This is a genomic window from Methylobacterium haplocladii (assembly GCF_007992175.1).
GTDB lineage: Bacteria > Pseudomonadota > Alphaproteobacteria > Rhizobiales > Beijerinckiaceae > Methylobacterium > Methylobacterium haplocladii.
This window is the reverse complement of record NZ_BJZT01000037.1, coordinates 83,483-93,312: the sequence shown is the minus strand read 5'-3', so window position 1 is coordinate 93,312 and position 9,830 is coordinate 83,483. Positions and strand designations below refer to the sequence as shown.

Here is a 9,830-nt window from a genome sequence, read left to right as displayed (position 1 = left end):
TCAAAGCCCGTCAGGCCAACGCCAGACGGGCTTTGCTATGCGCGGACCAAAGCCGTGGCCGACCTGATTGCATCGGCCCAGCGATTCCAGGTCATTGGTATGATGCGCTGTCTTTCGATCGACCGGCATCCACTCGGTCGGATAGCGCTCTCAGGCTATTTCGTCCTGCCGGCATCCGGTTGGCCGGATCAATAGCAAACCTTCCGAATGACGACGTCGCCGGCGTCATCGACGTATTTCCTGATCCGACAGCCGCCATAATACACGGGCGCGAAACCGACCGCGAGACCGCCGACGCCGTAACCCCATCCTCCGCCCCAGGGACCATGCCCCCAATGGCCGTGATGGTGATGACCGAAGCCACCGAAGCCGCCTCCGAAGCCAGGCTTGGCGGAGGCCTCCGTGGCGGTGACAGCAGCGAGACCGAGAAAAGCCACGGCAGCGAAAGTGCGAAGCGTGCGGGTCATGGAAAGATCCTCCGATGCGAGGGCCGCAGGAGCACGGCCCTTCACAGCGTTGGTCGATCCGGCAACCGGTATGGTTCAAACACCAAGCAAAGTTTTTTGAGCGCCGACTGACGAAGGACGAAGACCTCCGCTGATGACGTTGTGGCGCGGCTTCGCTACGGTGCCGCAAACTCTGCGCATACCTGCGCGGGCTGCGGATCAGTATCGGAGTCGGAACGGATGACCAGGAACGCGAGCGCAACGGAGGCTCAGCGCGAGGAGGTCAAGCGGGACAAGCCGTGGCTCATCCGCACGTATGCGGGCCACTCCAGTGCGGTGGAATCGAACAAGCTCTACCGCGGCAACCTCGCCAAGGGACAGACCGGCCTCTCGGTGGCCTTCGACCTGCCGACGCAGACCGGCTACGATCCGGACCACGAACTCGCCCGCGGCGAGGTCGGCAAGGTCGGCGTCTCGATCGCGCATCTCGGCGACATGCGGATGCTGTTCGACCAGATCCCGCTGGCCCAGATGAACACCTCGATGACGATCAATGCGACGGCGCCTTGGCTGCTGTCGCTCTATCTCGCTGTCGCCGAAGAGCAGGGGGCGCCGATCGCCGCTCTTCAGGGCACCACGCAGAACGACATCATCAAGGAATATCTTTCGCGCGGGACCTATGTGTTCCCGCCGAAACCTTCGCTTCGCCTGACCAAGGACGTGATCCTGTTCACGACCAAGGAAGTGCCGAAGTGGAACCCGATGAACGTCTGCTCCTACCACCTGCAGGAGGCGGGCGCGACGCCGGTTCAGGAACTGTCCTACGCGCTCGCCATCGCCATCGCCGTACTCGACACGGTGCGGGACGACCCGGAATTCGACGAGGCGAGCTTCGCCGACGTGTTCAGCCGGATCTCGTTCTTCGTGAATGCCGGCATGCGGTTCGTCACCGAAATCTGCAAGATGCGGGCGTTCGCCGAGCTTTGGGACGAGATCGCCCAGGAGCGCTACGGCATCACCGAGGCCAAGAAGCGCATCTTCCGCTACGGCGTGCAGGTCAACAGCCTCGGTCTGACCGAGCAGCAGCCCGAGAACAACGTCCATCGCATCCTGATCGAGATGCTGGCCGTCACGTTGTCGAAGCGCGCCCGCGCCCGCGCCGTGCAGCTGCCGGCCTGGAACGAGGCGCTCGGCCTGCCGCGGCCCTGGGACCAGCAATGGTCGATGCGGATGCAGCAGATCCTCGCCTTCGAGACCGACCTGCTGGAATACGAGGACATCTTCGACGGCTCGAAGGTGATCGAGGCTCGCGTCGAGGCCCTCAAGGAGCAGACGCGGTCCGAACTGAAGCGCATCGCCGAGCTCGGCGGTGCGGTCTCGGCCGTGGAGGCCGGCGAACTCAAGCGGGCGCTGGTCGAGTCGAACGCCCGGCGCATCTCGGCGATCGAATCCGGCGATCAGGTCGTCGTCGGCGTCAACAAGTGGCAGCAGGGCGAGCCCTCGCCGTTGACCGCCGGCGAGGGTGCGATCTTCACCGTCTCCGAGACGGTCGAGATGGAAGCCGAGGCCCGCATCCGCGAGTGGCGCCAGAAGCGCGACGACAACGCCGTCGGCAAGGCGCTCGACGACCTCGAGCAGGCGGCACGCTCGGGCGCCAACATCATGCCGGTCTCGATCGCGGCGGCTCAGGCCGGCGTCACCACCGGCGAGTGGGGCCAGCGCCTGCGCGAGGTGTTTGGCGAGTACCGTGCGCCGACGGGCGTGACGCTGGAGACTGTGACCTCGGGGGCGGCGGAAGATGCGCGGCTCCTCATCGCCGATCTCGGCGAGCGTCTCGGCGAGACGCCGAAGCTAGTGGTCGGCAAGCCCGGCCTCGACGGCCACTCGAATGGCGCCGAGCAGATCGCACTGCGCGCCCGCGACGTCGGCTTCGACGTGACCTACGACGGGATCCGGCAGACGCCGGCCGAGATCGTGGCCAAGGCCAAGTCGACCGGCGCCCACGTCATCGGCCTGTCGATCCTCTCGGGCTCACACGTGCCTCTGGTGCGCGACGTGAAGGCGAAGCTGCGCGAGGCCGGGCTCGATCACATCCCGGTCGTGGTCGGCGGCATCATCTCGACCGACGACGAGTTGGTGCTCAAGAACATGGGCGTCACGGCGATCTATACGCCGAAGGACTACATCCTCGACACGATCATGGTCGGGCTGGCCAAGGTGGTCAGTCGGTCGCTCGACAAGCGCGACGCCGAGCGCGCCGACACCGAGGCCGGTGTGAGGGGCGCTGCGCCGCGCAACGAAGGCGCCGAGACCGTTTACTGATCAGGTCGCTTCAATCGCATCCAGAAAAAGCTCTCCCCTTTCGCCGGGGGAGGGCTTTTTGCATTGGGACGGATCAGACCGCCTGGCGTCGGAGCGCATGCACCGAAAACAGCGCGTCCGGGTCGGTCCAGACCTCGCCTGCCGCCCAGCCCGCCTGTGCCGCGAGTTCGCGAAAACTCGCGATCGAGTACTTGTAGCTGTTCTCGGTGTGGATCGACTCGCCCGCCGCGAAGCCGAATCGGCGGCCGGCGACGTCGATCTCCTGGGCTTCGCAGCTGACGAGATGCATCTCGATCCGTGATGCGGCGGCGTTGAAGAAGGCGCGGTGCCGGAAGCCGTCGTTCGTGAAGCCGCCGGCGAGTTCGCGGTTGATGCGGGTGAGCAGGTTCAGGTTGAAGGCAGCGGTGACGCCGGATGCGTCGTCATAGGCCGCCTCGAGCACCCCTGTGTCCTTCACCAGATCGACGCCGACGATGAGTTGCGCGCCCGTGCCGAGGATCGTGCCGAAGGTGTCGAGCAGGCGGATCGCCTCGTCGGGCCGGAAATTGCCGATGGTCGAGCCGGGGAAGAACCCGGCACGCGGCGCATCGCCGATGGATGGCGGCAGCGCGAAGGGTCGCGTGAAGTCCGCGACGATCGGCTCGACCGCGAGACCGGGGATGTCGCTGCGAAGACCTTCGGCCTGGGTGGTCAGGAACTCGCCGGAGACGTCGACGGGGACGTAAGCCCTGAGATCGCGCAGATGGCGCAGCAGCCGGCGAACCTTCACCGTGGAGCCGGCGCCGAACTCGACGAGGGCTGCGCCAGACGGCAGCGCGGCGGCGATCGCCGGGCCGTGCTCGTCGAGGATGCGCAGTTCGGTGCGGGTCGGGTAATACTCGGCCAAGCCGGTGATGCCCTCGAACAACTCCGAGCCGGCGGCGTCGTAGAAGTACTTTGCGGGAAGGGCCTTCGGTGTCGCGGCGAGGCCCTCCCAGACGTCTTCGAGGAACTGGCGGTCGTCCGGGAGACCAGCGATCGGGCTTGCGCCCTCGAAGCGGGGATTGACGGTCAAGAGACGTCCTCCGGCCGGGATTTCAGAACCCCGTGCGAGCGGTTGTGTTCAAGGGTGAGAAACGGGGTTCGAGAACGTTTGTTCACGGTGGCCGGATGCTTAGGCCCGGGCATCCGAGAGCCTCAGCCCGGTGAACTGCCAGCGCTGGTGCGCATAGAAGAAGTTGCGGTAGCCGACCCGGGCATGCCCCTCCGACGTGGCGATGGAAGACCCGCGCAGCACGTACTGGTTCGACATGAACTTGCCGTTGTATTCCCCGAGCGCGCCGGGTAGCGGGCGGTACCCTGGATAGGGGCCGTAGGCGCTGCGCGTCCACTGCCAGACATGGCCGAAGGCGTCGCCGAGCAGGCCGTCGCGGGCTGCGATCTCCCATTCGGCCTCGGTCGGCAGGTCGCGGCCGGACCAGCGGGCGAAGGCATCGGCCTCGTAGTAGCTGATATGGGTGACGGGCTGCGCGGGATCGATCGGTCGAATGCCGGCCAGCGTCATGCTCGACCAGCCGTCCTCGTTCCGGCGCCAGTAGCCCGGCGCCTCCCAGCCCTCCGCCTGCAGCTTCCCCCAGCCGTCCGACAACCAGAGTTCGGCGCGCGCGTAGCCACCGTCCGCGATGAAATCCAGCCACTGCGCGTTAGTCACCAGAGCTCGGTCGATGGTCGCCGGCAGCACCAGCACGTCGTGCCGGGGTGACTCGTTGTCGAAGGCGAAGCCCTCGCCGTCATGCCCGATCTGCGTGATGCCGCGAGACAGCTCCACGCGGCCCTGCGCGCCGTCCGAAGCCGGCCATCGCCAGGCCTCGTCGTAGGTGGGCCCGAGCGGGTTCTGCGCGAAGGCGTGCAGGATGTCGGTGAGCATCAGCTCCTGGTGCTGCTGCTCGTGATAGAGGCCGATTTCCAGGATCGGCAGGATCGTCTCGAGTGTCTCGGACGACGCCTCGCGCAGGAGAGCCTCGACGGCGACGTCCACATGGGTACGATAGCCCCGCGTCTCCTCCGCCGTGGGACGGGTAATCATGCCGCGCATGAAGCGGGGCTGCCGCGGGCCGGCCTGAACGTAGTACGAGTTGAACAGGTAGTGCAGGCGCTCGTCGTAGATCCGGTAATCCGGCCGGTGCGCGCAGAGCAGGAACTGTTCGAAAAACCATGTCGTATGGGCGCGGTGCCACTTGGTCGGGCTCGCGTCCTCCATGGACTGGACCTGCTGGTCCTCCGGCGAGAGCGGCGCCGCACGGCGCTCGGTCTCGTCGCGCACGGTGCGGAACGCGGCGATCCAGGCCTCGCGGTCCACAGGACGGGCGTCGAGACGGGGCGGGGGGAAGGCGGAGCGGTCGAAGGAACCGGGGAAGTGGGAAATCGCTGCGCTGGCGGCCATTCCTGGATTCTCTTTCTCTCAAGTGACCGGGATGTAGCCTCGAAATTCTTCCGGACAACGCCCGAGCGCCTGGGCCGTTCGTCGCGGCTTCGTCGGGACAGGCTGCACCGCGTTGCGATTCACAGGTTTTGCGTAGCCGCGCTCCGCTTCGGTTGCGAAGGCGCACCCGGTTTGCCGACATGGTGAGGCTGCGTTAACCCTCCCGCGGCGACACTGGCCCTTCGGGCGATGTCGGGTGACGTCATGCGGATCGATCTGATGGCCGGAGCGACACTCTCTGCGGCGTATCCCGCGCAGAGCCCCCAACCCCTGATCCTCGTCTTCGATTCCGGCCTCGGCGGCCTCACCGTGCTGGAGCAGGTGCGACGCGCCCGCCCCGACGCCCGCTACGTCTACGTGGCCGACGACGCGGGATTTCCCTACGGGGGATTGAGCGAGCCGGCCCTTGTCACCCGGGTCACGGCGGTGATGGAGCGCCTGCTGGCGCTGCATGCGCCCGATCTCGTCGTCATCGCCTGCAACACGGCCTCCACGGTCGTGCTGCCGAGCCTGCGCCAGCGCTTCGTCACGCCCTTCGTCGGCGTGGTGCCCCCGATCAAGCCGGCGGCGGCTGCGACGCGCTCGCGGGTCGTGACGCTGCTGGCGACGCCCGGCACGATCGCCCGCAGCTACACCCGCGATCTCGTCGCGACTTATGCCGGCGATTGCGACGTAGCGCTCGTCGGCGCGCCGAACCTCGCGCGCTTCGCGGAGGCCGAGATGGCGGGAGAGCCTGTCGACGATGCGGTGCTCGCCGCTGAGATCGCATCCTGCTTCGTGACCCTGGACGACGGCCGGCGCACCGACGTCGTCTGCCTGTCCTGTACGCACTATCCGCTGCTGCTGCCGCGCTTCGAGCGGCTCGCGCCCTGGCCGGTGACCTGGATCGATCCGGCGCCCGCGATTGCCCGGCGGGTGGTCCAACTGCTCGGGCCGCATGCGGACGAGGCCGCGGACGTCACCCACCCGGTGCTCGGCACCTTCACCGGAGGTGCGGGACTGAGCCCGGCGCTGGAGCGCTCGCTGGCCGTACGCGGGTTGAAGACGTTGACGGTCGAATCGATGCCGCTGGTCCGCCAGTGACGTCTTCGCCTGACCAACTCTCTGCGCACCATCGTCATTCCGGGGCCGCGCAGCGGAACCCGGAACCCACCTGAGATGCGACGTTGCGACAGGGCGTCGAGGCCTGTCGTGGGTTCCGGGTTCTCGCCTTCGGCAAGCCCCGGAATGACGGTGTCGATGTTGCGAACCATAGATTGCCGCACGGGCTGCGGAGCGTTCATCCCCGTCGGAACCCCGTACGCTCGACCGCTCTCATTGACCTGTCCCGGCTTTCCGTCTAGGCACGCGCGGTTCGCGGGGCTCCGGTTTGGGGCCCCGTGACGTTTTCAAGCGCACCCGCGAGCGGCCAAAGGCCGGTCTGTCGCCCCCGCGCAACGGCGAGGGGGAGAGGAGGGCGCGTTCCTCTAGCTCAAGTTTCTTGAGAGGAACCGCGAATGTCAAAACGCATCGAGGCGAAGCACAAACTCGATCGCCGGATGGGCCAGAACATCTGGGGCCGTCCGAAAAGCCCGGTCAACCGTCGTGAATACGGCCCCGGCCAGCACGGCCAGCGCCGCAAGGGCAAGATGAGCGACTTCGGCACGCAGCTGCGCGCCAAGCAGAAGCTCAAGGGCTACTACGGCAACATCACCGAGAAGCAGTTCCGCCGTTACTACGCCGAGGCGATCCGCCTGCGTGGCGACTCCGGCGAGAATCTGATCGGCCTGCTCGAGCGCCGCCTCGATGCCGTGGTCTACCGCGCGAAGTTCGTGGCGACGCCGTTCGCGGCCCGCCAGTTCGTCAACCACGGCCACATCAAGGTCAATGGTCGCCGGGTCAACATCCCGAGCTACCAGGTGAAGCCGGGCGACCAGATCGAGATCAAGGAGGCGTCCCGCCAGCTCGAATTCGTGGTCGTGGCCTCGCAGCTCCCCGAGCGCGACGTCCCCGACTACATCGAGGCGGACCACGCCAAGATGACCGCGCGCGTCACCCGCGTTCCGGCCCTCAACGAGGTGCCGTACCCGGTCCAGATGGAACCGAACCTCGTGATCGAGTTCTATTCGCGCTGATCGATCGATCGGCGTCGAGAACGAAGAAGGGCCGCCCGAAGGGGCGGCCCTTTTTTCATGGCCGGTCTCCAGCCGGGTCCAGAGCGCGGCCAAGAGCCTCGAAGGATCCTCCGAATGCCGCCGCGATCCCTGGAGGCCCCTTCGGAGGCCCGCTGGCGCGTGCACATCAGGGTGTGATTGCGGGTGGGACGCGACGAGCCGGCGGATCCGTAAGGGTCGTCTTCACGACGGGGAGGGCCACCCTTAGGCGAGCGGATCAGCGTTGCGGGGGCCGCTCGGCGCGGGAGCCGCGCATCGCCGGGGATTGCGATGCGGTGAGGGCGCTCGGCGGTAGGCTGCCGGCATCATCAGGGCGAGGCGAGACGTCGGGCAGGGCGTTCGGCCCACCGCGCTCATCCCGGCTACGGTCGAAGGCATAGCCGGCGTTCACGCCCGCATAGAAGCCCGTGAAGTCTTCCGCACAGGCCGACGAGGCCCCGAGGGCGAGGACGACCAAGACGAAAAGAGTGCGACTGGGCTGATCGATGCTCATGCGCGGATGCCTGCTCAGACGCTGTCGCTGGGCCGTTGTGGTTCCTGAAACCTTTGCCGTCATTCCAGGGTGCCGAAGGCGAACCCGAACTCCAGAATCGCTACCCGTGCCGAGCATGGCTCCATCGGCGGATCTGGATTCCGGGTTCCGCTCCGCGGCCCCGGAATGACGGGCGGCGTCGCTTTGGGCTGGTGTCAATCGCCATCACCTCGATCTCCAAGCCTAGATCCGCAAACGAAAAGAGCCGCGTTCCGGGTTAACCGGATCGCGGCTCTCGATTCCGTTCGCTGTCGATCAGTAATCGACGCTGACGCTCTGCGCCTCGCGGCCCTTCTGACCGTCGACCACGCCAAGGGTAACCGTCTGGCCTTCCGCGAGCGAATCGAGACCCGCACGGGAGAGAGCGGAGCGGTGGACGAACACGTCCTTGCCGCCGTCGTTGACCGAGACGAAGCCGAAGCCCTTGGCCGGATCGTACCACTTCACGGTGCCGGTCATCTCGACCGAGGGGCCGCTGGCGATACGTCCGCCGCCGCCACCGCCGAAGCGGTCGCCGCCGTAGCCGCCACCGCCGCCGCCGTAACCACCGCCGCCGCCATAGCCGCCGCCGCGATCGTCGCCGCCGAAGCGACCGGCAGGCCGGGCTTCGCGACGCGGGGGAGCGGCTTCAGCCGTCGAGGTGTCGACGCAGGTCACGGCCGTGACCTGCGGGCCCTTCTGGCCCTGCGCGGTCTGGACCGTCAGGCGGGTGCCCGGTTGCAGGTCGTCGTGGCCGGCAGCCTCGACGGCGCGGATGTGCAGGAAGGCGTCGCCCGAGCCGTCGCCGAGTTCGACGAAGCCGAAGCCCTTTTCCTTGTTGAACCACTTGACCGTCGCATCACGCTCCGGACCCGTCGGAGGGGCAGCTGCCCGGGCCGGACCGCGGTCGAAACCACCGCCGCCGCCACCGAAACCGCCGCCGCCGAATCCGCCACTGCTGGGAGGGAGCTGGTCAGGCCACCGCGGCTCTGCTCCACCCTCATCGAAGCCGCGCTTCGGCGACCCCCTGAAATCACGACCACGTCCCATAGAAAGCTCGCAAAACCCGACCGCTGACCATCTTGTCGAAAGACCGTGTGCACCCTGTCCCGGACAAGATGCTCCCACGCCACCATCACCATCGGTTGCGGCAACCGACAGCAACGCCTCAGTCCTGACGCAATCCCGGCCGCGCCGCAAGGACCTTCTGTTAACGGAAAGGCCCAACACAGCAAATTTCGTGGGCGAAATGCGCAGGCGTTGCAACCATGCTTCAGCTTCGCTCCCCGGTTCAGCCGAAGAGCCGGGCCGAGCCGCATCGGCGGGACGGTTAGGGAAGCGCAAACCACCTCCGATCTAGGGTGTGGAAGGCCGTCATTTCCGCCGAGGATCGCGCCCATGATCGCGACCCCGACTTTCCCCGATCTCTCGGCCCTCGTCGTGGACGAGAGCCTCTATATCCGCCGCACGGTGCGCGACATGCTGCTGCGCGTCGGCATCAAGCGTGTGCTGGAGGCGCCGGATGGCGCGGAGGCCCTCGGTGTGCTGGCCGAGAGCAAGCCGGACCTCACGATTCTCGACTGGGATCTCGCCATCCTGTCGGGCGAGGAATTCATCCGGCTGGCGCGTACGCCGATGACCTCGCCGTCGCCGACGGTGCCGATCATCCTGATGCTGTCGCAACCGCGCCGCAACGTCGTCGACCGGGCGATCTCGCTCGGCGTCAACGAGATCATCGCGAAGCCGTTTTCGCCGAAGACGCTCTGGTCGCGCCTCGACGAGGTGATCAATCGGCCGCGGCCGTTCTCGCAGGTGAAGAGCCTGCTGCGGCCCGTGCCCCGCGCCAACAGCGCCGCCAAGGCGCTGGCCTGAGGCATCCCGGCGGCCTGCTACCGCAATGGCTTGCGAAGGAGCCTTTGCGTTTCTTAGCAACGCCT

At 67.0% G+C, this 9,830-nt stretch carries 10 protein-coding genes; 5 read left to right on the top strand and 5 right to left on the bottom strand.

Going from position 1 to position 9,830, the window contains the following annotated elements; genetic code table 11:
• Positions 1-195 (top strand): hypothetical protein (locus MHA02_RS22465; RefSeq protein ID WP_210245082.1); only part of this gene is annotated, 195 nt, incomplete at its 5' end.
• Here the strand turns inward: MHA02_RS22465 and MHA02_RS17120 are convergent.
• The gene (locus tag MHA02_RS17120; RefSeq protein WP_147080844.1) at positions 189-467 is read right to left on the bottom strand and encodes a hypothetical protein; all 279 of its coding nucleotides are present in this window, start codon (positions 465-467) and stop codon (positions 189-191) included. The two genes, MHA02_RS22465 and MHA02_RS17120, sit on opposite strands and share 7 nt — an antisense overlap.
• Positions 468-686: 219 nt before the next feature.
• Between MHA02_RS17120 and MHA02_RS17115 the strand changes: the two genes are divergently transcribed.
• Positions 687-2,768: an ethylmalonyl-CoA mutase gene (locus MHA02_RS17115; RefSeq protein ID WP_147080842.1), complete on the top strand. Its 2,082-nt coding sequence runs from the start codon at positions 687-689 to the stop codon at positions 2,766-2,768.
• A gap of 73 nt (positions 2,769-2,841) precedes the next feature.
• On the opposite strand, the gene egtD is transcribed toward MHA02_RS17115, so the two are convergent.
• Positions 2,842-3,786 (bottom strand): L-histidine N(alpha)-methyltransferase, encoded by a 945-nt coding sequence (gene egtD / locus MHA02_RS17110; protein ID WP_238180528.1) that lies wholly within the window; start codon positions 3,784-3,786, stop codon positions 2,842-2,844.
• A gap of 135 nt (positions 3,787-3,921) precedes the next feature.
• A complete protein-coding gene (gene egtB / locus MHA02_RS17105) occupies positions 3,922-5,190 on the bottom strand; it encodes an ergothioneine biosynthesis protein EgtB (protein WP_147080838.1) in 1,269 nt (422 codons plus the stop codon).
• A 243-nt stretch (positions 5,191-5,433) separates the two neighbouring features.
• Here egtB and murI point away from each other — a divergent pair, with 243 nt between their 5' ends.
• On the top strand, positions 5,434-6,312 hold the full coding sequence (gene murI, locus MHA02_RS17100) for a glutamate racemase (RefSeq protein WP_147080836.1): 879 nt from the start codon (positions 5,434-5,436) through the stop codon (positions 6,310-6,312).
• Positions 6,313-6,725: 413 nt separating this feature from the next.
• Positions 6,726-7,343 (top strand): 30S ribosomal protein S4, encoded by a 618-nt coding sequence (gene rpsD / locus MHA02_RS17095; protein ID WP_147080834.1) that lies wholly within the window; start codon positions 6,726-6,728, stop codon positions 7,341-7,343.
• A gap of 256 nt (positions 7,344-7,599) precedes the next feature.
• Here rpsD and MHA02_RS17090 read toward each other — a convergent pair whose 3' ends face one another.
• Positions 7,600-7,875: a porin family protein gene (locus MHA02_RS17090; RefSeq protein WP_147080832.1), complete on the bottom strand. Its 276-nt coding sequence runs from the start codon at positions 7,873-7,875 to the stop codon at positions 7,600-7,602.
• Positions 7,876-8,169: 294 nt separating this feature from the next.
• Positions 8,170-8,943, bottom strand: a complete 774-nt coding sequence (locus MHA02_RS22865; RefSeq protein WP_147080830.1) for a cold-shock protein — start codon at positions 8,941-8,943, stop codon at positions 8,170-8,172.
• 348 nt (positions 8,944-9,291) lie between these two features.
• On the opposite strand from MHA02_RS22865, the gene MHA02_RS17080 reads away from it, so the two are divergent.
• On the top strand, positions 9,292-9,765 hold the full coding sequence (locus MHA02_RS17080) for a response regulator (protein ID WP_147080828.1): 474 nt from the start codon (positions 9,292-9,294) through the stop codon (positions 9,763-9,765).
• Positions 9,766-9,830: the final 65 nt, after the last annotated feature.